The organism is Edaphobacter aggregans DSM 19364 (assembly GCF_000745965.1).
Lineage (GTDB): Bacteria > Acidobacteriota > Terriglobia > Terriglobales > Acidobacteriaceae > Edaphobacter > Edaphobacter aggregans.
This window is the reverse complement of record NZ_JQKI01000081.1, coordinates 1-24,905: the sequence shown is the minus strand read 5'-3', so window position 1 is coordinate 24,905 and position 24,905 is coordinate 1. Positions and strand designations below refer to the sequence as shown.

Sequence of the window (24,905 nt, the reverse complement as noted above, 5' to 3'; positions counted from 1 at the left end):
TCTCGCGCCAGCCTGATCGTCTGCAAGCCTATCTGGATGGTTTGACCCGGGCAGCCGGACATGCGGACCGAGTTGTTCCCCTCGAAAACTACACCAAGGGCCTGATGCTTCCGATCGAGCGCAAGAGCGTGGAGCCGATGGCTGCGCGGCTTGCTCCCGGCAACGTACGCCAGATGCACCAGTCACTGCATCACATAGTGGCCGATGCACCATGGAGCGATGACGCGCTTCTCGAGCAAGTGAGGCGTCAGGTTCTACCGGCGATGACCAAGAAGCCGAACGAATTCGATCGTGACTACCACTGATTGAAGCGGAAAGGAGATCGTTGAGCAGATTTCAACAATGAAGTCTCTTTAGTTGAGAGCGTCGAAGCCGTCCCGACGTTTGGGTTTTCAGGTGGTATGAAAATACGGTAGGAAAGCGGACATATAAAAGGCAAATCGTCGGGAGCGTAGTTGAACTCCGAAATCGCCAAGGCCACGCCATCTGATGAGTGGCTCACCTTCAATCCCATCAGCAGGGTAAGGACCTCCTCGAAGCGTCTCCGTGATAAGGACGTTCTCACCCCGGAAGAGTTCCAGCTTCTTGCAGAGCAGCTCTCTCTCTGTGCGCGACCGGGCGATGGTTTTGCTTGCCGGTAGCACTGGTCCGCGCCGGTCGCAAATGATCGCTCTAACCTGGGCTCACCTGGAGGCCAGAACAAATGGACGGCAAGGGCACACAGAACAGTTTGAGCTCGACACAACGCATGACATGTATGAAGTGACCTTGCCCTCAGAATGCGTATCCCATAACTGGCTGGTTTGAGGAGGAATTCTTCCTCTCCCCGCGGTCGTCGAGGCGGTGGTAATCCCCCAGGGATTTCCAAGGACTGTGGGAAGGGTGGGAAAACAGTTTTATCGTTTTCCCATGCTTTCTCTCAGACCGGCATTTCCACCGCCTATTCAGCTTCGCTCCCACACTCACGCGGCAACCTTCATCCTAGCTTCCCAGTCTTGCTCGAACCGGATTGGACTGACGTAGTTCAGCGTCGAGTGCAGTCGTGTTTGGTTATACCAAAGAAGCCAGGAGATGGTTGCATCCTTAGCCTGTCGGATCGTTGCAAAGCGTTGCCCATGCAGGCGCTCCACCTTCAGTGAGCCGAACAGCGTCTCCGAGCAGGCGTTGTCCCAGCTGTTGCCCTTACGGCTCATCGATGGCGTGATGCCGTACTCATCGAGCAACTGCCTGAAGTCGTCGCTGGCGTACTGGCTGCCGCGAAAACTATGGAAGATCAGCCCCGCTCCTGTCGGGACGACGCTGATACCAAGCCATCTCCAGGGCATCGATAACCAGGTTGCGTCGCATATCCGGACGCATCGACCAGCCCACCACCTGACGGCTGAACAGGTCGATGACCACGGCCAGATACAACCATCCTTCCTCGGTGGCGATGTACGTGATGTCGCCAGACCACGCCGTGTTGGGCGCGGCCACGGTAAAGTTGCGATCTAACAGGTTCGGCGCAATCGGCAGGTCATGCCGACTGTCGGTGGTCATGACACGAAAACGACGCTTGCCACGCGCCTGAATGCCATGCTCCTGCATCAGACGTTGCACTCGCTGCTTGCCCACGCGAATGCCTTGTGCCCGCAGTTGTCGCCAAATGCGCGGGCAACCATAGGCTCCACGGTTCTCTGCATAGGCCGCGCGAATGTGCACCAGCAATGCTTCGCCGCTCAGGTGGCGGCGCTGGGCTATCCTCTGCAACCGCCTCATGTGTTGGTAACCGGAGACGCTCACGCCGTGCACCCGGCACTGCACACGGATCGGCCAGACCCGCCTGTGGCGTTGAATAAAGGCATACTTCACTTCTGGCCCTTTGCAAAGAATGCCGTCGCTTTTCCCAGAATGTCGCGTTCCATCGTTACCCGCGCTAACTCGGCACGGAGACGGCTGATCTCCATCTGCTCGGCGCTCACCTGCGCCTTGCCGCTGGCGCCCTTCAATGTCCCGGCGCGATGCGCCTTGACCCAGTTGGACAAGGTCTGCTCCACCAATCCCAGCGTGCGTGCTGCCGACGCCAGCCCCTGACCCGAATCCACAAGCCGTACGGCTTCCTGCTTGAACTCCAGCATGTACTTCTTCCGCGTTGCTTTCGTCATCTTCGCTTTCCCTTTTGCTATTAAAACAGCTCGCTAAGGGATACGTTTTACGCGGGCAAGGTCAATTAGGACAACGATGCAGAAGCGCCTCCCCTGCGGGAGGCGTTTTGGTTTGCTGCTTGTGTTTCGGTTTAGATGGATTGGTTTAGCACTCGGTTCAGGCGCTGGACGAAGGTGGCGGGGTCTTTCAGCGGCACGCCTTCGAGCAGTAGTGCCTGGTCGAAGAGGAGCCAGGCGGCGTCTTCTGCCTTGCTGTTGCTGGGGTCGGCGAGCAGCTTTCTGATGATCTCGTGATCGGGGTTGATCTCGAGTGTGGGTTTCAACTCGGGCAGGTTCTTCTGGCCCATGGCCTGCATCATCTGGCGCATGCGGGCTGAGGGCTCATCCTCGTCGGAGACGATGACGGAGGGGCTGTCGGCAAGGCGCGATGAGGCGCGCACCTCTTTGACGGCCTCGCCGATCGTGGCCTTGATCTTCTCGAGCAGGGGCTTGAGCTCTTCGGCCTTCTCGGGCGTGGAGTCGTCCTTGAGGTCTTCGGAGGTGGAGGACTTGTTGACGGCCTTGAGATCGATGTCGCCGTACTTGGTGACGGTCGAAAAGACGATCTCGTCGATGTCGTCGTCGAGGATGAGGACTTCGATGCCCTTCTTCTTGTAGATCTCAAGCAGGGGCGAGTTGCGAAGCATGGACTCGGAGCCGCCTGTGATGTAATAGAGCGCCTTCTGCTCGAGCTGTATGCGCTCCTTGGCCTCGGCGAGCGAAGTGAGTCCTTCAACTTTAGTGGACTTGAAGCGGATGAGGTCGAGCAGCGTCTCGCGGTTGGCGTAGTCGCCGTAGAGACCTTCCTTGAGTGGACGGTTGTACTCGGCGATGAACTGCGAGTACTTCTCGGGATCGTTGGTGGCGATGGTCTTCAGCTCGGAGAGGATCTTTTTGACGCTGGCGGTCTTGATGCTCGTGAGCACCTTGTTCTGCTGCAGGATCTCGCGCGAGACGTTGAGCGGGAGGTCTTCGGAGTCGATGATGCCGCGGACGAAGCGGAGGTACTGCGGGAGCAGGTCCTTGGAGTCGTCCATGATGAAGACACGCTTGACGTAGAGCTTGACGCCGCCCTTGTAGTCGGCCTGGTAGAGATCGAGCGGAGCCTTGCCGGGAATGTAGAAGAGGGTGGTGTACTCGAGCGTGCCTTCGGCGCGGGTGTGGAACCAGAAGAGAGGGTCTTCCCAGGCGCCGGTGAGCGATTTGTAGAGCTCCCTGTAGTCATCGTCAGTGAGCTCGGACCTGGAGCGTCGCCACATGGCGCTGGCGGCGTTGACCTGCTCGGTCGTGCGGGTCTTGACGGATTCCTTCTTCTCGGCGTCCCAATCGCTCTTGTCGTAGGTAAGGAAGATAGGAAAGGCGATGTGATTGGAGTACTTCCTGACGATCTCCTGCAGGCGCCAACCGTTGGCGTATTGCGCGCCCTCGTCGTTGAAGTGGATGAGGATGGTGGTTCCGGCGTTCTTGCGCGCATCGGCACCGGAGACCTCTTCGATGTCAAAGCCGATCTTGCCGTCGCTGGTCCACTTATATGTCTTCTCTTCGCCGGCCTTGCGCGAGATGACCTCAACCCTGTCGGCGACCATGAAGACGGAGTAGAAGCCGACGCCGAACTGGCCGATGAGGTTGGAGTCCTTTCGGGCGTCGCCGGAGAGCTGTGCGAGGAAGTTCTTGGTGCCGGAGCGGGCGATGGTGCCGAGGTGCGAGACGAGGTCTTCCTCGTTCATGCCGATGCCGGTGTCGGAGATGGTGAGGGTCTTGTTGGCTTCGTCGAGTTCGAGGTCGATGCGCGGCGAGTCGATGCCATTGCCCACGAGGGCCTTGTATTTGTCGTCGGTGAGGCTGAGGTGGCGCAGCTTGTCGAGCGCGTCGGAGGAATTGGAGATGAGCTCGCGGAGAAAGATTTCGGGGTGCGAGTAGAGAGAGTGAACGATCAGCTGCAGGAGCTGGGAGACTTCGGTCTGGAATTGTTGTTTGGACATAGCATCCTTAATTATTGCCTAAAGCGGGAGTGAGATGAAGATGGGTCGAGTTGGCATTGGTGGAACCGAGGTTAAGATGTTTTTGGGAAGCTGCGTAGGAGCAGCCCAGTGCGACAAGCAGAACAAGTGCAACGGCAACTTCTCTGCTGACCAACACCAAGCACAGACGTGTCTGCCCGCAGGCCGGTGTACCGGTGCGACCTTCATTGTCGCTTCCGATCAAGCACTTTGAGGAAAGTCGAAGCATGAGAATTGAGCGGATACAATTCTGAAAGAGAGAAAGGGATCGATCGTTAATATATCAAGCACTTATGGCTCCAAAGCAGGCGCTGGCCTCTCCCACTATGGGGCAAGCAAGGCCGCTCTCGAATACTTGACCCGCGCCTGGGCTTCGGAATTAGCTCCAATAGGCATACGCGTCAATGCAATCGCTGTCGGCCCAACAGAATCCGGGGCTCTGATGGGCATGATGGGGATCTCCGTCGGAGCAAGCCGAAACCGTGAAGCAACGTGAGCGAGAACAGGTTCCTCTCGGTCGCCGTGGTTTACCCGAGGAGGTGGCTCATTGGATCGTCTCATTTGCGAATTCGGGAAACGAGTGGGTTATAGGACAAGTAGTTGGCGTCGCGGCGGACTCGGACTTACCAAGCTAGCTGAGAGGTTTTCTCGGCGAACTTTATACGTGACCAAGGCGGATTTCAGGCGAACGAATATTCCAAATTGAAGCTGGCCAACACAACCCCTTTGTTCTGAATGCCGCTCTCTGACACCGCAAGCAGCCTTTGAGACCATAAGTTGGCCGAAACACGCGTAATAGACCATAAGCCGGCCCAGAGCTTTCTGCATGCCCCGAGCGGTGGATGTGCGAGCTATCCGACGTGAGAATCGATGCAAAAATTGGGGTGCTGAATGCAATCAATTCTGCCACCCAGTGCAGCGTTATGCTGCACCCAAGTGCAAGCTCATCCACGCCCAAGGCGTGCGTTGGCGCAGCCGAGGTTCGAGCAGGATGTGGTCGGAGTCAGGCGCAGGGGAGTCAGGTGCGGTTTACCGACAAGAACGAAGCCGCAGGCGCCGCGGACGCTCGACTGTGCCATACTCGGGGTGTACGGGCTTGCAGAGATCGCTTCATCGGCCTTCGTTGATCTAGCTAAATGGATGATTACAGGCGTGTTTTGATTCAATCTCCATAGACTCATCGCATTCGCGGCAAGCGCCTGCGCCTTCCTTCTGGCTTGCCTCCTAATGAAACCGGGAGTTCCTCCGGCTCTGCCGGGGAGGCAGTCAAACTTTGAGAATTCCGGGAGTATATCTTCTGCTCTTGCTTTCCTTATCCCGAAAGCTCACTGCTAACGCGTTTCGTGGGGTTGCAGTTGCTGTTGCTTTTCAACGGTTGCGATCAGGCCCCTTTGAGGGGCCAGCAACCGTAAAGCCTCCGGCTCTGCAGGAGGATACTTACTCGAAAGCGCCTCGGATCAACACCTCGCCTTTCCACTCGCATTATGGCCAGGGCGCTTCCGATGTAGGCTAGCGACCATCCAGAATTGAATGTAGAGATGCGCGTTAGACCCGCGGGTGGAGCAGGTTCAATCGTCCCCCTGTGCCCTCCAGAGCAAAGTCGACGTACACTGCTGGCGTATGGCGCCGGCGATTGAAAAAATCTCTGCGATCACGTTTCGCGTCTTGAACATGCGGCTTCTGTGCAGTTTACCGAAGTCTGCTCGGCATGGAGCTGCTCTACGGCGGAGAACAGGCGAGTTTCTCTTCGCTGCGAGCAAATGATTCAGAATCTGCGATTTTAAACCTCGAACAAGGTGACACTGTGTCGCGGTGGGGCCGGCTGATCTTCCACATTACGGACGTGGATTCGTTTTGGACACATCTGAAGGAGAGAGGATTCAATCCTGAAATCCCACGCGACGCGTCCTGGGGTGAACGCTATTTCCACATGCTCGAGCCGGATGGCCATGAACTGTCATTTGCTCAGCCGCTGCAATGAGTTGGCTAGGAGAAATCGTCCAGTCGGCTCTGTTCCCCCCGAGTGGCCGCTCTGGAACTCGCTAAGCTTAGCAATAAATTGGTCGAGTTTACGACTCTCGTTCCAGCCCTGCTGCTATTCGAGGATTTTTACGGCAAAGGCTGGCGTTCGTCTGTCCGCTGGTTGATTTGGGCCTATCTGGTATTCGCCACGATTGCGTTTACGAGCATCGTGATTCAGCGCCGCCCGGACCTGTTTCCGGCAGCTGGCATCGGAACTGTTTTTCTCTTGCCGGCGATTCTCCTGCTCGGGCGTCTGATGGGATATACGCCTCCGCACGCGCAAGACCAAGGCGTTTTGTCTTTGGGATTGCTTGCTCTCTTTCTGACATTCGCACACGATCGCATTGCCAGCACACGCTTGTTCGACTGGCACGCGAGCACTGAGCCATATGTGCTGTTCATGCTGCTTTGCTGTCTCGGTTACGCGGCAACGCGACGCGTTCTCGCGAATGAAAGAATGCTCGTTTCGTTGGGCGAAGAGATGCGAGCGGCTACGCGAATTCAGAACTCGATCCTGCCGCACTCGAAACCTGGCTGGTGGAGGCAGTGAACGCTCGGGGCGAGGCATTCGGAGAGGCCCAGTTGGGCAAGTTCATTACGAGCACCAGGATCTTCCGGCTGAGCAGTTTGCTGAACGTTTGCTTGATAAGGTGCTTGGGTGGCCCGAGAACGGGAGCACCCGCGCGCAGGCCGACGACATCACTGTAAGGGTGATCGATATCGGTAACATGCCGGCACAAACACCCTGACGCACGCGTATCATTTAGGGGAAACCGCTCAGTGAGCTAGATACCGGAGTGCTGCCTGAGCGGCGTGAAATCCGGCCATTCCGTGAACGCCGCCACCTGGAGGCGTAGATGCTCCACAAAGGAAGAGTCCGTCCACAGGCGTGCGATAGAGCGAGGCGGTGGGACGGAAGAGCAGTTGTCGCACATTCATGACGCCGGCGGAGAGATCGCCGCCGATCAGGTTCGGATTCCAGCGCTCGAGCGCCGCCGGTGGAGAGATGGCTCGAGCAAGAATGCAATCACGGAAGCCCGGAGCGAAACGCTCAATCTGACGCTCAATTGACTCTAGCCGATCGGCCGCACTGCCGTTAGGAACGTGGCAATAGGCCCATGCAGTGTGGTGACCTGCGGGAGCTCGAGTGGGGTCGAAGAGTGACGGCTGGACGAGCAGGACGAAGGGGATGTCCGCGGTGAAGTGTCGCTCGGACGTGATGATCTCCTCCAACGTGCCGCCGAGGTGGACCGTAGCAGCGCGTGAACACTCGTTCGCGGTCCACGGAATGGGTGAATTGAGGGCGTAATCGATCTTGAACGCGCCGGCGCCATAGCGAAAGCGTTCGAGCTGTCGGCGATATCCTGGCGGCAACTCGGCCCCAGCGATCCGAAGAAGCTGACGTGGAGTTACGTCGGCAAGGATCAAGTCGGTGGCTGGCAATTGCATCACCTCGTGGCAGGTTTCAATGCGGCCGCCAAGGGATTCGAAGTGGCGAGCAAGGGAATCGGTGAGCATTTGCGCGCCTCCGCGGACGATGGGCCAGCCGCAGGCATGTCCCGCGGCCATCAATACAAGGCCCACTGCAGCGGAGGTAGGTGCTCCCAGCGACAGAGCCGAGTGAGTAGCCATTCCTGCGAAGAGCGCACGCGCCCTGATACCTGAAAAACGAGAGCGGGCAAGGGACGCTCCCGACTGAAGCGCCGAAAGACCGAAGTGGGCGAGCAGAAACGGATGTTGCGGGATGTGCTGAATGGGTGCGAGAAGATCTGGGACAAGTTCAGCGAAATGGCCAGCCAATGGTTCGATCAGCGAGCGATACCCGGAGCCGTCGATTGCGTCGAGATGGGCAATCGTATCGTCGACGGAATGTTCAAGCAGTACAGCGGTGCCGTCATCGAGTGGATGGGCGCACGGTGCCGCCGGTTCGATCCAGGGTATTTCAATGGGAAGAGAACGGAAGAAGGGGCTCGCGATACCCATTGGGTAAACCGAAGAACCCAGGTCGTGCAGGTAGCCTGGAAGAGTAGTCTCGGCAGTGGAGCAGGCGCCGCCAATCTGCCGGTTGCGTTCGACAACGGTAGTAGAAATCCCTGCGGACGCAAGCGCGGTCGCGGCCGAAAGGCCGTTAGGGCCGGAGCCGATGATGGTCGCCGTTGACATGAGACGAGAAGATCGATGTTGAAACGCTTGCCGTCAAGGTGTTGTAGCAAGTAGCCACAGCATCCAAAATACTTAGACGGTGTGTAATGAACAAGGCGGCAAGCACTTACCGCTATCTGTTCGATTCGGCATATGGTTCAGCGAACCACTTTATCGCGCGCTGGATCTTCCTGCGTGCGCTCGGCCTGATCTACTTTTCCGCCTTTTTCGCGCTGCTCTTTCAGGTGCGCGGCCTTATTGGATCGCAAGGCATTCTCCCTGCCGTCGACTACTTGCAGGCGGTGCATAGCCTGGGCGCTCTACGCTTCTGGTACGCCCCTACCTTTCTCTGGTTCTCAAGCAGCGACCATTCATTGATGGCTCTTTGCTGGGCCGGTCTCATCGCCTCTCTAGTTCTCGTTGCCAATATCTGCCCGCGCATTATGCTGCTCGTCTGCTTCGTGTGTTTTCTCTCGTTTGTCAGCGCTGCACAGGATTTCTCCGGGTACCAGTCGGATGGCATGCTGTTGGAGGCAGGCTTTCTTTCCCTGTTTCTGGCACCTTCTGGAATCTTCCCCGGCTTGGGAATTAGGCAGCGTCCCGCACGGGCCGCTATGTTTCTGCTGCTATGGGAGTGGTTTCGAATTTACTTTGAATCGGGCGTAGTGAAGCTCGATAGTGGGGATCCGACATGGCGAAACCTGACAGCAATGTACGAGTACTATCAAAATGGTCCGCTGCCCACCTGGATCGGTTGGTACCTGCAGCATATGCCGCACTGGTTTCACATCGCCACTGCTGCTGCTACGCTCGTGATGGAACTGGTTCTCGCCTGGATGGCCTTTCTTTCACGCCCATGGAAGATGGCCTGCTTCTTCATCGTTACGGCCTGGCAGATCGGAGTGATCGCCTCCGCAAACTACACTTTTCTCAACTACCTTGTCCTTGCGCTCGCAGTACTGCTGCTCGACGATGCCTTTCTGCAACGTTTCTTGCCTCGACGCTTGCGGATTAGTTTCAATCACGACGCTTCTTACGCAAGTTGTGCGGAACTCGAAGAGCCGATCTCCGCTGAAGAAGGAAAGACTCAAGTGGAATCTCATCTGTGGGGGGCCGTTCGCACCGCAACATTCGCGGTTGTTCTCACGTGGATCTTTTACGCGACCACCCTTCCCCTCGTGCAGATGTTCTGGCATGGAGTTCCGCTTCCTATAAAGCCCGTAGCCACGCTCGAACCCTTCCGCATCGCAAATCAGTACGGTCTGTTTGCTGTTATGACACCGCATCGTTATGAGATCGAGTTTCAGGGGTCAAACGACGGAGTGAATTGGGTTGCTTATCCCTTCCGCTACAAACCCCAGGAGTTGAAGGACCGCCCGCGTATTTATGCTCCATATCAGCCTCGCTTCGATTGGAATCTCTGGTTCGCCTCGCTTGGCTCATGGCAGCAAAATCTTATGGTTCCTCGAACCGAAGAACTTCTTCTCGAGAACGATCGAGACGTACTGGGGCTTTTTTCTGGCAATCCCTTCCCCAATGCGCCGCCACGTCTGGTGCGCGCGGTGCTTTGGCAATATTGGTTCAGCACGCTTGAGCAAAAACATACTGAAGGCGTTTGGTGGCAGCGCCAATTCCTTGGGGCCTACGCCCCGACACTTATTAAGCTTCCTAACGGTAGGTTCGGAGTCGTGGATGAGACTACCCTCAATGAGCCCCGACGGCGCTGACCGCAAGCGGGATGCATTCAAAGCGCAGGTACTAGCTCTAACTTTTCATAACCCACATCTTTCTGAACCAGCATTCTTCGCGGAAACTCGTGATTGTTATCAGCGACATGGTGGGATCGACCATGCAGGCATTCTGATACAAGAATTGTTGGGCTTCGCTGTGTTTGGCTGTCTCAAAAGGGTGGCGTCAACTGCTAACTTCGCATACCTTTCGGAACAAGTGCCGTTGAGTTCTCAATCGTACCTAAGCGCGACCGCTCAAAAATTCTGAAGCTCTTTGCAACTTCACTCTCCTAGCGCCTGCAATCTGAGTCGAGAAGCAACCGGGCGCATCGGGAAAATGGCCCTGCGTGCTCCAATCGGGGCCGATTTCACGGCCAGCCGTTATCGCGATTGACGGCGTATCTTGCTTTAGCCTGTTCTCGATGGCAATCTTGCAGATTCCAAACTGGTGGGAAGCGCCAGACGGGCTGTTCGCGGTGGACGGGCACTGTGGCCTCCTCGCTGCGTGGTGGGCTATGACTGCGCATGGGAGAACGATTTCGGTTCCAGAACTTATCAAAGGATGTCGCCATACGAAGCGACATGGGGTTTTTACCCTCCTGGATCGTCTGAGAGGCAGTATCGGCACGGCCGTCTTTAGCGCTGCGGGAATCGGTGTCACTCCTGGGAGAGCAACACCTGTCTCCCTTTCGTTGCCGATCCCGCCATCAGCTCACGCCACCCTTTGGCAGTCCGTCTACACTACCAGTGGCGGCCAATCGCGCCGCCGCGGAACACCCAAGGACCACTCGCCCATGCCGGAGCCCCTCCCCACCGGAGTCCCTACTCCCACCGCTCCCAGCTTCTATATCACTGGCCGCCAGCCGCTCCGCCCCGGAGCCATCCTGCTCGCTACCGTGGCGGCCATCGTTGCGCTCTCCTCGGTCCTCTATGCCCTGGGTCACACCGGACATGCACATCTCACCTCCGACAGCTCCGGCGCTGCCCGTTCCGCCAGCGCCACATCCGGAGCCTCGGCTGCCGACGAGAAAGACGATCCAAACCAGATCGACACCATCGTCCTCGGTGATCCCGCCGACGCTCCTGTGCCCTCCCGCCCGGGAGACCACGTCAGCGACGTTCACCCCTTCATCCTCGTCCACCTGCCCCGCTTCGGCGACCAGGTGGGCCTTATCCCCGACACCCCCGCCGGCCACCTCCTCTACGGCTGGCTCGCCGCCTTCAACCAGGCAAGCTACCCCGCGCTTGGCAACGCTCTGCCCAATGTCGCGCTTGCCTCCGCGACCGCTGCACAGATCGAGCTGCGGCAGCAGACCGGCGGCTTCAACCTGCTCTCTGCCAAAGAGGTGCAGCCCGGCGTCCTCGTCTTCCGACTCCGCGACCAGACACCCTCGGCGACCGAGGTCCTCGGCACCCTCCAGGTGCGTCCGAACTCCAGCCCCGCCGCCATCGCGAGCTTCAGCCTCCGCGCCGTTCCCCCACCCCGCCAGGACGCAACCACGGGGGCTGCCCCGCTCTCGGCAGCCTCACCGCGATGAGTCGGCAATCGCCCGCAATACGTACTCCGTCTGTTTGGCCGCGCTCACTCCGCCCTCGATTCGGGATAGAAGAGGATTTGCTCTTTCACGGTTCGAAAGACGGGGGGACGTCGTTCGGGTTGGTTCCCCATTGTTTGTTCGGGGTTGTGCTGAGTTCGAAGTCGAGGGTGCCGCCATGTTCGACGAAGCTTTCGGGGAGCCAGGTTTTCGTTGTGGGTTTGCCGTCTACTTTGAGGGTCTGTACATAAGGTGCGTTGGTGTCGGCGCCTGAGGCGTGGATGATGATGTCGCCTGCGGGGCGGCGGATGTGGATGGTTTTGAAGAGGGGGCTGCCGAGGACGAGTTCTGCGCGGCCGGGGATCTGCGGGTACATGCCGATGGCGGACCAGACGTACCAGGAGGACATCTCGCCGAGGTCGTCGTTGCCGGGCATGCCTTGAGGGGTGTTGGTCCAGATGGTGTTGAGTACCTTGCGCACGGCCTCCTGGGTCTTCCAGGGTTGGCCGAGGAAGTCGAAGAGCCAGGGGGTTTCGATGGAGGGCTCGTTGTTGAGCTCGGCGTGGAGGCCGCCGGATTTGGTGACGGCGAGGGAGCCGTCGGGGTTGTAGAAGAAGGCGTTGAGGCGCTGGCTGGCCTTCTCCTTGCCGCCGAGCATGGTGAAGAGGCCGTTGGCGTTGAAGGGGACCATCCAGAGGTACTGCGCGGCGCTGCCTTCGACGAAGCCCTGGGTGGAGGCGGGGTCGAACTTGGGCCATGTACCGTCGGCGTTGCGGTTCTGGATGTAGCCGCCTTCGGGCGTCGCTTGCGGGTTGAAGATGTTCTTCCAGTACTGGGCGCGCTCGAGGAACTTTTTGCGCGTGGCGTTGTCGCCCATGCGGCGGCCTAGCTCGGAGAGGGCGAAGTCGGCGGTGGCGTCTTCGAGGGTGTCTGCTGCTGGTCCCCAAGCATTTGCACCGACGGGGATGTAGTGGAGTTTCAGCCAGAGGTCGAGCGAGGGGCGCTGGCCGATGCACTCGACGGGGCAGCCCTCTTTGCTGAGGTCGTGCGCGGTGGGGACGGTGGCGGCCTCGAGGAGAGATTTGTAGGCGGCGCGGGCGTCGAAGTTGGTGCCGCCGAAGGCGAGGATGGCGGCGATGGAGGGAGGCGCTGGATCGCCGTTCATGACGTGGGTGATGCCGGAGTTGTGGGTCCATCGATCCCACTCACCGTTGTTCTGGTTGGCCTGGTTGAGGAGGGACTGGGCGAAGTCGCCGGCGATGCGGGGCTCGAACAGCGTGAGTAATTGTAACTGCGATCGATATACATCCCAGCCGGAGAAGGTGCTGTACTGCGCCTTCTGAGGTGCGGCTACGCTGTGGACCTTTCCGTCCATGCCTGTGTAGCGGCCGTCGACGTCGCTGTACAGGTTTTCGCCAAGGAGGGTGTGATAGAGGGCGGTGTAGAAGACGACCTGCTCGTCGTGGGTGCCGCCTTCGACCTGGATATTGTTGAGGGCTTCGTTCCATGCAGCGTGGGCTTTGGCGCGGACTGTGTCGAAGGTGGTGCCGGATGGATTTTCGGCGCGGAGATTGGCTTCAGCGTTCTCCGGGCTGACGTATGAGATGGCGACGCGCACGTTGACGGTGGGCGAGTGCGAAGTGTCGAGGACGAGCCATCCGCCAGAGCCTTTACCGGCGGGCACGAAGCCCTTAGTGCCGTAGGTGGTGCCGCCGGAGGCCTCGGTGGTGTTGGGGCGCACGGCGGAGTTCTGCCATGTGCCGGTGCTGAGGATGGGCGTGTCGAAGTGCGCGACGAAGTAGAGCGTGTAGTAGCTGCGGCGGTCGGCGGTGCCGATGTATCCGCAGAAGTTGCCGCTGGTGACGGAGCCGGAGACGGTGCGGCTGGCGGCGTCGATGTTGATGTGCGCGTCAGTGCTGCCGGTCTCGGAGTTGGCGGTGCGGAGGAGCATGACGGCGGGTTTGCCTGCGGGATAGGTGAAGCGTCCGGAGCCGGTGCGGAGAGTGGTGGTCAGCTCGGTGGTGACGCCGTTCTGGAGTTTGACCTTGTAGTAGCCGGCCTGTGCGGTTTCGTCGTCGTGGGAGAAGGTGCTGCCGTAGGTCTCGGCGCGCTGGTCGTCGGCGGGGGATGAGGTGATCTCGCCGGTGAGTGGCATGAAGGGGATGTCGCCGCTGGCGCCGGCGCAACCGGTGCCCATGAGGTGGGTGAGGGAGAATCCGCTGATGCGGTTGGAGGTGTACTCGTAGCCGCCGGGGGCTGCGGGGCGTCCTGGGTCGTCGCGCATGGAGCCAGGCACGCCTTCGACCTGCTGGCGTGGGCGATTGCGCGGCTCTTCGGGGCTCCATGCGAGCATGCCGAGAGGCAGGGTCGCGCCGGGGTAGTCGTTGCCTCCGTTGGTGGTGCCGATGAGCGGATTCACGAGCGCTGCCGGATCGGCTGTGGGACTGGTGATTTCCTGCGTCCGCGCGGTTGTGGTGCCCACCATCAAGACCAGCAAACCCGCCGAACACACGGCGCTCCAATTGTTCCAACGCAGCTTGTGCATCATCGCTCCCTACAGGATTTACACGCGGAGATCTACCGCGGTCTCTCTGGCATTGTAGAGGGCGTTCTTCCTGTTTCTATCTCCTGAAGGGCGCGTTCATGACATCACGAGCCTAAGAAGGTTCGAACTCGCTCGAATCCCATTCATGACGCGATGAAGCCACGTCATGAATGAGTACTCGGCGATTTACTTTTCTAAGCAGATTGGGCAAGCCATTGGTCGAATCGTATCTCTCCGAGCCTGGCATTGTTTTCGGGAACGAGCGTCTTGTCGTCCAGCTTGACGCCGTAGTACTTCGCCTGCGGGTCGGCGACAACCTTTCGCGGATCCTTGCGTGAGGCCAGACCTTTGCGGATGAGTTCATCGAGACGGAATTGTTCCGGTCCTCCTACCTCAACGAGGCCATTCACGGGAGGGCCCACTGCAATGCGGGCAATTGCGCTGGCGACATCCTCTGCGGCCATGGGTTGGATCAGCGCAGGTGGCAGGTGTATCTCGTTGTCTTTGGTGGACAAGTCGGCGATGCCCTTGACGAACTCGTAGAACTGCGTCGCGCGAACGATGGAGTAGGGGATGGAGGAGGCCTTGATCAGGTTTTCCTGGGCGATCTTGGCGCGGAAGTAGCCGCTCTCGAGCAGACGTTCCGTTCCTACGACCGACAACGCAACGTGATGTCCTACGCCCGCGGCCGCCTCGGCAGCGAGGAGATTGCGGGTTGAGGTCTCAAAGAAGTTCATCACAGCCGCGTCTTCCCACGAGGGGGAGTTCGATACGTCGACGACGACCGATGCGCCCTTGAGCGCTTCGTCCAATCCTTCGCCGGTGAGCGTGTTGACGCCGGAGTTGGGTGATGCTGCTACCGCTTCGTGTCCGTGCTCACGAAGTTTGTTGACGAGCTTTGATCCGATGAGTCCACTGCCGCCGATGACTACGATTTTCATGACTAAATCCTTTCGTCATGCTCTGAGGCGAGCACGTTGTAAATCCGATCTCTCGGAGGGGAGTGATGGAATTCTCAATACCGGGTCAGCCGTAGAGGCTACTTAACCGGAATCAGAACGGGCGCATCCTTGTCTTTGATCAGGAACACGATAAATTTGGCTGGTTTGGTATTGCTGGCGTTGTGGCCGACGATGTGAACATCGTCGGGCCCTTCGTAGAAGGTTTGTCCGGGTGTAAGCGTGACCTGATTCCCACCCTTGACCTGCATCACGATGGAGCCTTCGAGTACGTAGAGAAACGCGTGAGCATTGTGCCGATGAATGGGGTCCGCGGTGCCCGGCGGATATTCCACCATGATCATCAGGCCTTCTTTGCCAGGGTATTCCGCTAAATCTTTCGACATGAGCGGAGTGACCTTGGCCTCCTGCTGGGCCATGAGGGGGCCCGTCATAAGGCACAGCAGCATCAGGATTGTTTTCAAGTTGGTTTTCAAACCAGGACTCCTTTCTCCACAGGACTCCTTTCTCCATAGGCCGGAGCAGCTGCGGATTGCAGTGCAGGCTTATGTACCAGCAAGGACAAGGCTGAGGAGTGTTTTGTGACAAGAACTTTCTGACCTTGTCCTGGCCATCCAAACGACTATATGCCGAGATCGAATGGCTCGTACATGGCGGCGTCCTCAAAACTTCTATGAATTTAAAGACATGGCCCTGGGGAGAATATGGTCAAAAATTCAGCGGCAGCCACAATACCGCATTCAGCTTCGCGATTCTTCACTGTGCTGTAGGAGTCCTTATTTCGGAGGAGAGGATTTCGTGGCCTGGCGGATCTTCTGTTCGCCCTCGTCGGTGCAGTTCACGAACGAAGAGAAAACTGACCGGGTTCCGGTGATTCTGGGGCTGAAGTCGAAGATGTCAAAGGTCTAAGCTCGGGAAGCACTGCAACGGGAATCACAAAACAGTTGGGGCAGTCTGGCTCCGCCAACAGAATAATGAACGACGGCTCGGTGACGCTTATCCAATGCGACCTCACCGACGTACTTGGTGAGATCCCGTTGGTCAACTTCGATAAGTTCAGCTTGCAGATTCATCTCAACAAGTTGGCCGCAACCCGATCCAAGGACAGAGTGTTGCAAATGCGCGCATACCTTCGGGACATCTTCGCTGAGGCGGTCGATCAGGACTTCCTTGCCAAGGACCCGGCGCGCAAGGTGAAAGTTCCCGCGCAACTGCGGGACACCGACACCACAACGCTTACTTGGGAGCAACTCCGCAAGGCCCTCATGGAATTAGCTCTACGGGACCGCGTCCTGCTGGAGTAAGACATGACCAACGCTCTTCGTCCCAGTGAACTTTTCGCTTTCAGATGGAAGTGCTTCGACCATGAAGCGGCCACTTTGAAGATCATTGAGACCGTCTACAAGGGAAGGATTCGTCCTTGGGGAAAGACCAAGAGTCTCACGATAATCCATATTCCGAGGAGTCTCGCGGACGATCTTCAGGAATGGCGCGAAGAGTGCCCCGATTCGCCTCCCGATGCCTTCATCTTTGCGAACCAAGCTGGCGGCTTTCTGGATACGGACAACTATCGCAAGCGGGTACTGCACAAGCTGGCCCGAGACCTGAAAACTGCCGAAGTTGACGTTTCAGGTGATTCGGAGAACGATCGTTACGCTTGCCCAGAAGAAGGGCACAGTGAAGGATGTTCAGGGTGTTCTCCGGCACTCCTGAACCCCACTACAACCGATGTCTATATGCGGAGATTCCCGAGAGCGTGCAGGCAACGGTCAAGAGCTAAGAAAGTCGCGGTCTACTCTGACACCAAGCTGGAAAGGAGGGAGCTTGCAAGTTATTGATTTATTGGTGGACCTGATCGGGATCGAACCGATGACCTCTTCCATGCCATGGAATGACTTCAATCGCAACTTATAGACGGCACAACACTTACGAGTCGGCTGAGTCGGCAAAACCGGCACAGTCGGCCGCATTTGCTGCCAAAATGCTGCCAAATTTACAACTAGCGGGCCACCGGGTTGATCGTGTGGGATCAGCCCGATTCCTCCCTCCCAGCTCGAAGCAACTCCCCGGTAAACGAGGCCTTCTTGGACCAGAACAAGTGATTGTGGCTAAAGGCTCCGCCCCAGCAAATGCAGCGGCCCCAAAAGGAAGGTACTCAGCGCACCCACCGGGTTCGAACGAGGGACCCGTGTCGTGACAGATCTGCGTTTGCCGGTAACTGATTGACACCAGAAGTCCTGCCAATTTCGGATCCTGAGACACGCTCATCGACTGTCCCCAGGGCCAGTCATAGGACACGATTATGTGCCGGACCGTGAATCAGAATCCGTGCGGAGACTCGATGATCGTCAGTTGACGATTATCGCCGAGTATCAAACCGACAGCTGTTCGAGCATTCTGTGACTCGATGAGCGTGTTGGTCTGTTACCGATAACTGAGAACGGTTGTCCACTAGTCTCTATCGCCTATCTGCCATAATCCGCTCCTTTTTGTCCAGTCTCTCTTATTAGAACTGGTACAAAAAAGGCCGGGCATTCCAATCCCTCTCAGCATCTCTTTTTGCCTTTTCGAGGGGTTGGGCAAAAATAGCCTCATTAGCGTTTTGCCGATTTCAGCGTTCAGAGATGTTGACAATTAGATGTTACCTGACATACATTTAGATTGCGAACGACATCTAAAGGACTGATTATGGCTTCGTCTAAAATTTTGGTCACAGGTCCAACAGGTGCTACTGGTTCAGCAGCCGTTGTCGAACTAATGCAGCGTGGGCATGAAATCCGAGCGTTGGCCCACCGTCAGGATGAGCGATCGGATCGCTTGAAACGGGCCGGCGCCGAAGTAGTCTTCGGCGATCTACTCGATTTCGACGAGGTACGGGCGGCGTTAAAGGGAATCCATCGTGCCTATTTCGTTTATCCGATCCGCCCGGGAATCGTCCAGGCCACCGCACAATTTGCACAGGCTGCAAAGGAAGCTGGAGTGGACGCTGTTGTGAATATGTCCCAAAAATCCGCGCGGGAAGATTCGCTCAGCATTTCGGCGCAGCAGCACTGGTTGGCGGAACGGGTATTCGATTGGAGCGGACTCAATGTTACTCACATTCGCCCGACCTATTTTGCCGAGTGGCTGCTATACCTAGCGCCGATGCTCAAGCAGGGCGATACCATATATGGTCCCTTCACTACAGGGCGGCACGCGCCAATCGCGGGCGAAGACCAAGGACGAGTGATCGCCGGCATTCTTTCCAATCCGGAGCCTCACCGGGGAAGATTTATCCCCTCTATGGTCTGGTCGAGCATACCTATGATGAGATAGCAGAGATCATGGGGCAAGTGCTTGGTCGCACCGTCAGGTACCGGCATGTTCCGATCGAGAAGTTCGCGGAGATCACAGCGAGTGCTGCAGCGGGTAGTACCCCGGGGAATAACGCCAGTTCCATGTACTCCGAGGCTGACCGGATCACGGGCCGCCCAGGCAACGAGTATCTGATGCAGCATTTAGGAGAGGTGGCGAGAGACCATACAAACGGACTCTTTGCCGGCACGAATAACTATGTCGAAGAGATCGGTGGCAATCCGCCGCTTAGTGTTGAGCAATTCCTGCGTAAACACAGAAGCTCGTTTGACTAAATGTAGGAGTTTCGATCGATGCCTGGATTCAAACGATTGGAGACAGCGGTGATAACCATCACAGTCATGGCTGAGAAGAGTCGGAAAACAGCAATTCAAGATCTGCAACTTACCGGAAAGACCTGTATCCGCTCTGGGCAGTCGCGCTGCTGTTCTTGCTGCATGACCCTGCAAATATTCCGCCTAACCATTAGGCACTCATTCTGACACGTTTGCACAAGAACCGGTTTGCTCATCCCTCTTAGAGTTGGTCACTAAAGGTCGCATCTGCGCTCCAGAGCGTATGGCGATATCTACGTGCCGTAAAATCTCAATTTCACCATGTCATGTTGATGTACAGGTGAAAGGAATTACCCTGATATGTCTCCCCATCCAACTGATATCATCCGTCCTCTCGGAGCAGTTGAAGGGTTCCTCTGGCTTTTTGATCACAGTTCGCCGAAACACTTTTGCCTGATTGCTGAGGTGACTGGGCCCACCACAAAACCGCAATTACAGGGTTGTCTCAAACGTCGTAGATCCCAGGAACCTGCGCGCTGGATCGATCCAGCCGAGACACGCCCTTAGTTTGCCAGAAGTTTGCCGAAGATGTCCTTGAGCTCGAGCAAGGGGACGGGCTGGTTTTTCGGCACACAAGCAACAGAGAGTTCAGAGATAGGAATAGCCAATGCCACTCACACGTCTGAAGATTTCGAGAATCATTGATCCATGCGCGTATCTCAAGCATTATCGACGGATGCGCTTGCAGATTCTGGTCGCGGCACTCGGCATTGCCTTGATGCCGTTGGCCCACGCAACGCAAAAGGATTCTCCGCAGAACGAGGCGGCCGGAGTCGAAGTGTTGATGGCCCGCGTAGCGCCACCATCTCAGGAGGCAGTCGACGCTTTCAAGAAAGCGGGGATAGAAGATATCAGACCACACATGCTGACGGCTTCCGAACGAGCAAGGGTGGAGGCTGTGCTGGCTTCGCTCCCTAGCCTGAACAGGCACGTGCTCGAAAAGAAGCTGCATCACCTCGCATTTGTCGACGGCATTCCAGGTGAAGGCACCGGGCTTACTTCCTCAGTTGCAAAGACAGGGCTTTATGACATCACGCTTCGCGCCAGCATTTTGGACGAGTTGCTCTTGACATTTCTGACGACCAAAGAGCGCAGGGTGTTTACTGATGATGGTTCCGGGATCAGAGTCACGGTCAAAGGGACAGGCACCGATACTCTGACTTACGTGCTGCTGCATGAGTCCACGCATGTAATGGATAAGAGTTGCGGTATCACGGCAGAGCCTCGCAGCCAGTTTGTTACCGGCATCTGGACGAATCAAAAGGAGATGGTGCCGGCGTTGGCGTCATCGGTCGCGGCGACGACGTACTTTCGTGGAGGGCGCCTGCTTAAGGTTGGGCAAGCTGCAACCGTGTACGATGCGCTGGCTCAGACTCCATTTGTAAGTTTGTATGCAACAGCGTCCGCTCAAGAGGATTTTGCGGAGTTCGTTGCATGGCACGAGATACTGAAGCGACATCATGGGAATCTGGTCATCGATATGAACGATGCTCGCGGAAATACCTTGAGGCGATGGGAACCGTTGACCTTCCCCGAAGTACAGACACGTTTTGCGGATGTGGACGAGCTCCTTGCGTCGCAAATACCCTGCCCCGGATTGTCGTAGCCCGAGAACGGGATCGAGCACCTGGCGTGGGGGACTGGCGAGCGGATTTGGGCGCATGGAGAAACCCAAACGGGTTCTCCATGCCGATTCTTGGACGCAAAGAAAAGAGAGACGCCAGTGGCCACCCTCGGATAGATAATGGTCGCGCCTACGAACAATACAGACATACATTTGCTGCCGCTGGTGGTTGCTACGAGATTCGCTGCGCGCTTGAAGGACAGCGCTATCTTCGTGTCCGCGCCAGCAATCTTATCCTGTTGTCCAGCGGCGGCCGTTCCGGAGATGGGAGACGTTCCTATCTCCTCGATTGGATGCCCTTTATACAGGCGGACAAGGGTGGCTTGTATCTCAACTTAACGCGCTGATCTCCTTCGCTACCCGATGCGCCGACTCAATAGCGCCCTGCATCCACCCATTCCATCGGGACGTATGTTCACCAGCAAAGAAGATCCGGCCTTCTCTACGAGCATTGACGGGAATCCAGTTCAGTTCGCCAGACCAAACGACGTAAGACCGCCGCGCTGCCACGGATCCTCGCTCCAGCTCTTCACTCGAGCCGCCTCGAACTGTTCCCGTGCCCCCGGAAACACAATCTCGGCATCGGCAATCGTCTGTTGCACCCGGCTGTGCACATCCATCGTGTCTAGCTTTGCCGCGTTCTCTCCAATGACATACGACAGCAGGAGGCCGCGCTCCTCCGGCGACTCCGGCCCAAGCGCCCAGAATCTCTCCGACACCAGATCCGTATTCGCAAACCCGCTCAACCCCTTCGCCTTCCAGAACTGCTTCTGCATCTGCAGAAATATCTTGTCCACTGGAAAGTACTGCAGCTCCCGGATCACGCGTTGCTTTTCAGGCGACAACCTTGCGTCCGCAAACAGATTCCTGGCCACCGAAAACGGCAGCGCCGACACAACATAATCACCCCGAACCGTCTCATGACCACCGGCATGTTCCATGACAGCCCACGCGTCGCTGTCATCCTGCCCAACGCTCGTCACCCGGCATCCATATCGAATCGCCCCGCCCAACTCCAACTGCTTCGCCAACGCCCCCGGAAGCTGGTCGTTGCCCCCACGTATATGAAAGTACTCGCGGGTGACCTGCTCATTGAGTTCCACCAGCAGTAGTAGCCCAGCGCTAGCCGACGTGTCCGCCCCCAGCGTCATGAGCTCGATCGCATCTCGAGAGAGCCCCTGCTTCTCCAGGAACTGCCGCAGCGTGTAGTGATCCTGCTCCAGAATTGGGCGGGGTACGCTCAGCAAATCCTCGCTGCCCTTCGCTGACTCCAACGGCCCAGCCAGATAGCGCTTCGCCATGCCTCCGCGGCCCAGGTGCCGCTCCTCCGGAGTCAACTGCAGCGGCCAATCCGGTTCCGGGCCATGCCCGGACACGTAGTTCTGTCCGCGCAGATGCAGCACATCGGCCAGGTCGCCGCCTTTAAATGGCTCCAGCGTCACCCAAACTCACGCACATAATCCAGCGTCATATGGTGCGTATCCGGAATGCGTGTCGCTCCGGTCTCGGCCGAAAGTCCCCAATCAAGATCCTCGCGCAGCGTCTGGACCCTGCCTCCTGCGCGTCCCTGCCCTTCAAGAACGATCGCCTCGAAGCCCAGTTTGCGAAGCTCGTAGGCGCAGGAAAGACCCGCCAGTCCTCCGCCCACAACGACCACTTTTCGCTTCGTTTCGGCCGCGCGAACAAACATTGCAGGAGCGAAGGCCGCTGCTGCTGCCGCTGCCAGGAAATTCCGCCGGCTCATCATTACTTCATCCTTATCTCTTGCTTCTCTGGAAACGAAGCAGCTTCATCACACTTCGACTGAAAAGTTATATATCCGTGCTCTTATCACTCATGGCAAAATCACAGACGTTAGATGTCGTGTCCTCTTTCAAAGAAGAAAGCCACCGCACGCCAATACCGTGAGCTATAACACTTCAAGCGGAGAATTATTCCCGCGCATAGATGTATCCACGCGCGCAATTACGAGCCGCTCGGATACCTAGCAACATCGTTGTAAGGCGCCAGCCTACCTGTGACGTGTCCCCAATGCCGGGCGTGGTGAGCTCACCGCATGATCGAGACTTGCTCCAGATAGAATGGTAGAAGCAATTGATCATGAGAATCCATGCCTAACCCCGCTCGTCGAGCCCTCCTTCTCGGTTCTCTACTGAAAAGTGTCTCCCGCTCCTTTTACCTCACTCTCCGCGTGCTACCCACTGGGATGCGCGATCCGGTTGGCATTGCGTATCTGCTGGCACGCGCCGCGGACACGATCGCAGATACATCACTTATCCCGCCGGAGAAGCGAATGGAACTGCTCTTGTCGCTTCGTAGTCAAGTGAACAGCTTCCTCGACGAAGAAGCGCTGACGCGCATGGCGGTGGAAGTGGCTAGTCAGCAGACGGACTCAGATGAAAAGGTTCTTCTCGAGTCGCTCGGATCCGCGCTAACCGTGCTGTCTCAATTGAGCGAGTCCGATCAGGAGTCGGTACGCGATATCGTCACTACCCTCACGAAAGGCATGGAGTTCGACCTGCGTACTTTTCCCGACGAATCCTCCGGGCAGATTGTCGCGCTTCAGGAATTCGCTGAGCTTGATCAATACACTTACATGGTCGCCGGATGTGTTGGGGAATTCTGGACGAAGATGACTTACGCGCACGTACCCCGGACGTTCACGGGCTGTCCAGAGGTGCTGTTGGGCCGTGGCATTCGGTTTGGAAAAGCGCTGCAGATGACAAATGTTCTGCGGGACTGCGGCAAGGATCTGCGCATCGGCCGCTGTTACCTCCCAGCCACGATGCTCGCTCGATTCGGCCTGACTCCGCATGACCTCCTGTTGCCGGATACATCCCTGCCCGCACGACCGCTCTTGTTCGAACTCGTCAGGAAGTCCCTCGATCACTTCCGTGAGGCGATTGAATACACGCTCGCTCTTCCCGCGTTCTCCATTCGACTGCGGTTAGCCTGTTTGTGGCCGGTTCTCATAGGGTTAGAGACGCTATTGCTCCTTGTGTGCAACGACGACTGGCTGGATCCATCAAAGGTCTCAAAGATACGACGTAACGACGTGTATCGAATCATAGCGTTTTCAGTGCCGCTCGTGCCATCAAACAGGCTACTTCGTATCTGGTTTGAGCGACTGATAGCAAGAGTCGAAACCCGAATGAGAGGTTGATTGAGCCCAAGCCGAATTCACTGAATCGGAATCTGTGACGAAATCAACAAACTTCGATTAAATGGATTTCGTCATGTGCCATGCAATTTGTTATTCGCATGTCGACAAGTGTTTACGAATGCATCGTCGATAAACCGGCTTCTTGGACAAGTGGATGCTCGATGTGAATAGTAGGGGTGAGGCCTCATTTTCGCTTGATGCAAAATTGCATTGTTATGAACCTGCGGCGGCGTCTCGCAATTTACGATTTAAGTGCAGCGTGACATCATGGTCGAGGATCTGTTTCAGGAACTCTTCGTGGTATTGAAAGATCCCGCCGTGGCCAGCGTCAGGGAAGATGCTGAGTTTCGCATCGGGGAGGCCCTGGAACAAGGTAACGGAATTGATGGTTGGCGCCATCACATCCTTATCGCCATTGTCGATCAGCACGGGTTGCTTGATCGAAGCATAGAACGACTTGTCGTACGGAGTGCTTCCCCACTTTACGATTGCGGTGATCTGAGCCTGAATCGTCTCCATTGAGGTCGGAGCATCGCGATTCTCAGTACGCTCTGCGAGCCGCTCGAGGAAAGCATCAGCGGCTGCCTGGCTAGCAGGGGAGGTAGAGAAGAACAGGTAGTGCTTGGGGTGGAGTTGGTGCTGGCCCGCCCTTTTGAGAGCATCCTGGAAGACAGTGTTGATGTTGCTGAGGCCCACGCCGCCGAAGGCACTGGTACCGGTTAATACCATGCGGCGGACAAGGGTAGGCCGCTTTTTGGCAATGAGGGGCGCAATGAAGCCACCGATCGAGAAACCGAACAGGTCAACCTGTTTGAAGCCCAAAGAGTCAATAAAGATTTCGGCATCCTGTGCCATCTCTTCAATGGAAGCGGGCGTTTTGCCTCCCGAAGCTCCCACACCGGTGTTGTTAAAAGCTATGACATGGTGATTCTTGGCCAAGCCGTCTATGATTGCGGGATCCCAGTCATCTAGGTTAGCTGTCAGGTGAGTTAGGAGAACGACAGGGACTCCGCCTTTGGGGCCGAGTTCGCGATAAGCGAATGAATAGCCTCTGGTTGTACTGAAAGTTGTAGGCACTGTTTGATAAGTAGTGGTCATATGATCCCTTCTGCATAGTTTGGATTAGTTATTATTGCGGTTTGTGGCCAAAGCTTAATCTGTACGAGATATTGCATGTTGATCGCTTCTCCCCTTTCCCTCGTTTGGTAAGATGTCATACACCATCTAAATGATTCGGTTTTTTGGTGGCTAGCACGTTCAGCCGCGGAAGCAGTGACCGGCGGGCTACGCAGTCTTTTTGGCCGTGTACTCCT

17 protein-coding genes and 3 pseudogenes are annotated in these 24,905 nt (G+C 57.0%); 11 read left to right on the top strand and 9 right to left on the bottom strand.

The annotated features are described in order from the left end of the window. Nucleotides 1–20 precede the first annotated feature (20 nt). Nucleotides 21–275 (top strand): annotated as a pseudogene (locus Q363_RS22520) (transposase); the annotation flags it as partial. Nucleotides 276–962: 687 nt separating this feature from the next. Here the strand turns inward: Q363_RS22520 and Q363_RS22510 are convergent. Together Q363_RS22510 and htpG are read right to left on the bottom strand one after the other, a co-directional pair. Continuing rightward, a pseudogene (locus Q363_RS22510) lies at nt 963–2,144 on the bottom strand (IS3 family transposase). A gap of 131 nt (nt 2,145–2,275) precedes the next feature. After that, nucleotides 2,276–4,165: a molecular chaperone HtpG gene (gene htpG, locus Q363_RS22500; protein WP_035355066.1), complete on the bottom strand. Its 1,890-nt coding sequence runs from the start codon at nt 4,163–4,165 to the stop codon at nt 2,276–2,278. Between the two features lie 265 nt (nt 4,166–4,430). On the opposite strand from htpG, the gene Q363_RS46660 reads away from it, so the two are divergent. Together Q363_RS46660 and Q363_RS22495 are read left to right on the top strand one after the other, a co-directional pair. Next, nucleotides 4,431–4,679, top strand: a complete 249-nt coding sequence (locus Q363_RS46660) for an SDR family NAD(P)-dependent oxidoreductase (protein WP_211256306.1) — start codon at nt 4,431–4,433, stop codon at nt 4,677–4,679. Between the two features lie 1,203 nt (nt 4,680–5,882). Further along, nucleotides 5,883–6,164 (top strand): VOC family protein, encoded by a 282-nt coding sequence (locus Q363_RS22495; RefSeq protein ID WP_342667445.1) that lies wholly within the window; start codon nt 5,883–5,885, stop codon nt 6,162–6,164. 818 nt (nt 6,165–6,982) lie between these two features. Here the strand turns inward: Q363_RS22495 and Q363_RS22485 are convergent. Further along, nucleotides 6,983–8,368, bottom strand: coding sequence for a phytoene desaturase family protein (locus Q363_RS22485; RefSeq protein ID WP_035355062.1), 1,386 nt, complete (start codon nt 8,366–8,368; stop codon nt 6,983–6,985). Nucleotides 8,369–8,454: 86 nt separating this feature from the next. Between Q363_RS22485 and Q363_RS22480 the strand changes: the two genes are divergently transcribed. Continuing rightward, nucleotides 8,455–10,074, top strand: coding sequence for a lipase maturation factor family protein (locus Q363_RS22480; RefSeq protein ID WP_035355060.1), 1,620 nt, complete (start codon nt 8,455–8,457; stop codon nt 10,072–10,074). Nucleotides 10,075–10,871: 797 nt separating this feature from the next. Then, complete coding sequence (locus Q363_RS22475; RefSeq protein ID WP_035355057.1) at nt 10,872–11,615, top strand: hypothetical protein; 744 nt, start codon at nt 10,872–10,874, stop codon at nt 11,613–11,615. 85 nt (nt 11,616–11,700) lie between these two features. On the opposite strand, the gene Q363_RS22470 is transcribed toward Q363_RS22475, so the two are convergent. From Q363_RS22470 to Q363_RS22460, 3 genes are all read right to left on the bottom strand, one after another. Next, complete coding sequence (locus Q363_RS22470) at nt 11,701–14,160, bottom strand: GH92 family glycosyl hydrolase (RefSeq protein WP_035355054.1); 2,460 nt, start codon at nt 14,158–14,160, stop codon at nt 11,701–11,703. 191 nt (nt 14,161–14,351) lie between these two features. Continuing rightward, entirely contained in the window at nt 14,352–15,098 is a 747-nt protein-coding gene (locus tag Q363_RS22465; RefSeq protein WP_035355050.1) for an SDR family oxidoreductase, read from the bottom strand. Nucleotides 15,099–15,196: 98 nt separating this feature from the next. Next, on the bottom strand, nt 15,197–15,550 hold the full coding sequence (locus Q363_RS22460; RefSeq protein ID WP_051979158.1) for a cupin domain-containing protein: 354 nt from the start codon (nt 15,548–15,550) through the stop codon (nt 15,197–15,199). A 540-nt stretch (nt 15,551–16,090) separates the two neighbouring features. On the opposite strand from Q363_RS22460, the gene Q363_RS36590 reads away from it, so the two are divergent. The 5 genes from Q363_RS36590 to Q363_RS22445 all read left to right on the top strand — a co-directional run bounded on the left by Q363_RS36590 (nt 16,091) and on the right by Q363_RS22445 (nt 20,411). Continuing rightward, a complete protein-coding gene (locus tag Q363_RS36590) occupies nt 16,091–16,420 on the top strand; it encodes a hypothetical protein (RefSeq protein ID WP_051979157.1) in 330 nt (109 codons plus the stop codon). 3 nt (nt 16,421–16,423) lie between these two features. Continuing rightward, nucleotides 16,424–16,954, top strand: a complete 531-nt coding sequence (locus Q363_RS36585; protein ID WP_051979156.1) for a site-specific integrase — start codon at nt 16,424–16,426, stop codon at nt 16,952–16,954. Nucleotides 16,955–17,804: 850 nt separating this feature from the next. Then, nucleotides 17,805–18,431, top strand: a complete 627-nt coding sequence (locus Q363_RS22450) for an NmrA family NAD(P)-binding protein (RefSeq protein ID WP_211256303.1) — start codon at nt 17,805–17,807, stop codon at nt 18,429–18,431. Between the two features lie 8 nt (nt 18,432–18,439). Then, nucleotides 18,440–18,745, top strand: coding sequence for a hypothetical protein (locus tag Q363_RS43025; protein ID WP_211256302.1), 306 nt, complete (start codon nt 18,440–18,442; stop codon nt 18,743–18,745). A 667-nt stretch (nt 18,746–19,412) separates the two neighbouring features. Beyond that, nucleotides 19,413–20,411, top strand: a complete 999-nt coding sequence (locus tag Q363_RS22445) for a hypothetical protein (protein ID WP_035355047.1) — start codon at nt 19,413–19,415, stop codon at nt 20,409–20,411. Between the two features lie 348 nt (nt 20,412–20,759). Here Q363_RS22445 and Q363_RS22440 read toward each other — a convergent pair. Further along, a pseudogene (locus tag Q363_RS22440) lies at nt 20,760–21,580 on the bottom strand (flavin monoamine oxidase family protein). Nucleotides 21,581–21,867: 287 nt separating this feature from the next. Further along, a complete protein-coding gene (locus Q363_RS22435; RefSeq protein ID WP_035355042.1) occupies nt 21,868–22,176 on the bottom strand; it encodes an FAD-dependent oxidoreductase in 309 nt (102 codons plus the stop codon). Nucleotides 22,177–22,539: 363 nt separating this feature from the next. Between Q363_RS22435 and Q363_RS22430 the strand changes: the two genes are divergently transcribed. After that, on the top strand, nt 22,540–23,592 hold the full coding sequence (locus tag Q363_RS22430) for a phytoene/squalene synthase family protein (protein ID WP_035355040.1): 1,053 nt from the start codon (nt 22,540–22,542) through the stop codon (nt 23,590–23,592). Between the two features lie 213 nt (nt 23,593–23,805). On the opposite strand, the gene Q363_RS22425 is transcribed toward Q363_RS22430, so the two are convergent. Further along, a complete protein-coding gene (locus Q363_RS22425; protein WP_084080651.1) occupies nt 23,806–24,690 on the bottom strand; it encodes an alpha/beta fold hydrolase in 885 nt (294 codons plus the stop codon). Between the last annotated feature and the right edge of the window lie 215 nt (nt 24,691–24,905).

What these genes read in the sequence shown, in the direction of transcription:
- htpG (WP_035355066.1), bottom strand. Translation starts at nt 4,165, where the DNA reads ATGTCCAAACAACAATTCCAGACCGAAGTCTCCCAGCTCCTGCAGCTG.
- Q363_RS22485 (WP_035355062.1), bottom strand. Translation starts at nt 8,368, where the DNA reads ATGTCAACGGCGACCATCATCGGCTCCGGCCCTAACGGCCTTTCGGCC.
- Q363_RS22480 (WP_035355060.1), top strand. Translation starts at nt 8,455, where the DNA reads ATGAACAAGGCGGCAAGCACTTACCGCTATCTGTTCGATTCGGCATAT.
- Q363_RS22475 (WP_035355057.1), top strand. Translation starts at nt 10,872, where the DNA reads ATGCCGGAGCCCCTCCCCACCGGAGTCCCTACTCCCACCGCTCCCAGC.
- Q363_RS22470 (WP_035355054.1), bottom strand. Translation starts at nt 14,160, where the DNA reads ATGATGCACAAGCTGCGTTGGAACAATTGGAGCGCCGTGTGTTCGGCG.
- Q363_RS22465 (WP_035355050.1), bottom strand. Translation starts at nt 15,098, where the DNA reads ATGAAAATCGTAGTCATCGGCGGCAGTGGACTCATCGGATCAAAGCTC.
- Q363_RS22460 (WP_051979158.1), bottom strand. Translation starts at nt 15,550, where the DNA reads ATGACGGGCCCCCTCATGGCCCAGCAGGAGGCCAAGGTCACTCCGCTC.
- Q363_RS36590 (WP_051979157.1), top strand. Translation starts at nt 16,091, where the DNA reads ATGAACGACGGCTCGGTGACGCTTATCCAATGCGACCTCACCGACGTA.
- Q363_RS36585 (WP_051979156.1), top strand. Translation starts at nt 16,424, where the DNA reads ATGACCAACGCTCTTCGTCCCAGTGAACTTTTCGCTTTCAGATGGAAG.
- Q363_RS22450 (WP_211256303.1), top strand. Translation starts at nt 17,805, where the DNA reads ATGGCTTCGTCTAAAATTTTGGTCACAGGTCCAACAGGTGCTACTGGT.
- Q363_RS43025 (WP_211256302.1), top strand. Translation starts at nt 18,440, where the DNA reads ATGGGGCAAGTGCTTGGTCGCACCGTCAGGTACCGGCATGTTCCGATC.
- Q363_RS22445 (WP_035355047.1), top strand. Translation starts at nt 19,413, where the DNA reads ATGCCACTCACACGTCTGAAGATTTCGAGAATCATTGATCCATGCGCG.
- Q363_RS22435 (WP_035355042.1), bottom strand. Translation starts at nt 22,176, where the DNA reads ATGATGAGCCGGCGGAATTTCCTGGCAGCGGCAGCAGCAGCGGCCTTC.
- Q363_RS22430 (WP_035355040.1), top strand. Translation starts at nt 22,540, where the DNA reads ATGCCTAACCCCGCTCGTCGAGCCCTCCTTCTCGGTTCTCTACTGAAA.
- Q363_RS22425 (WP_084080651.1), bottom strand. Translation starts at nt 24,690, where the DNA reads ATGACCACTACTTATCAAACAGTGCCTACAACTTTCAGTACAACCAGA.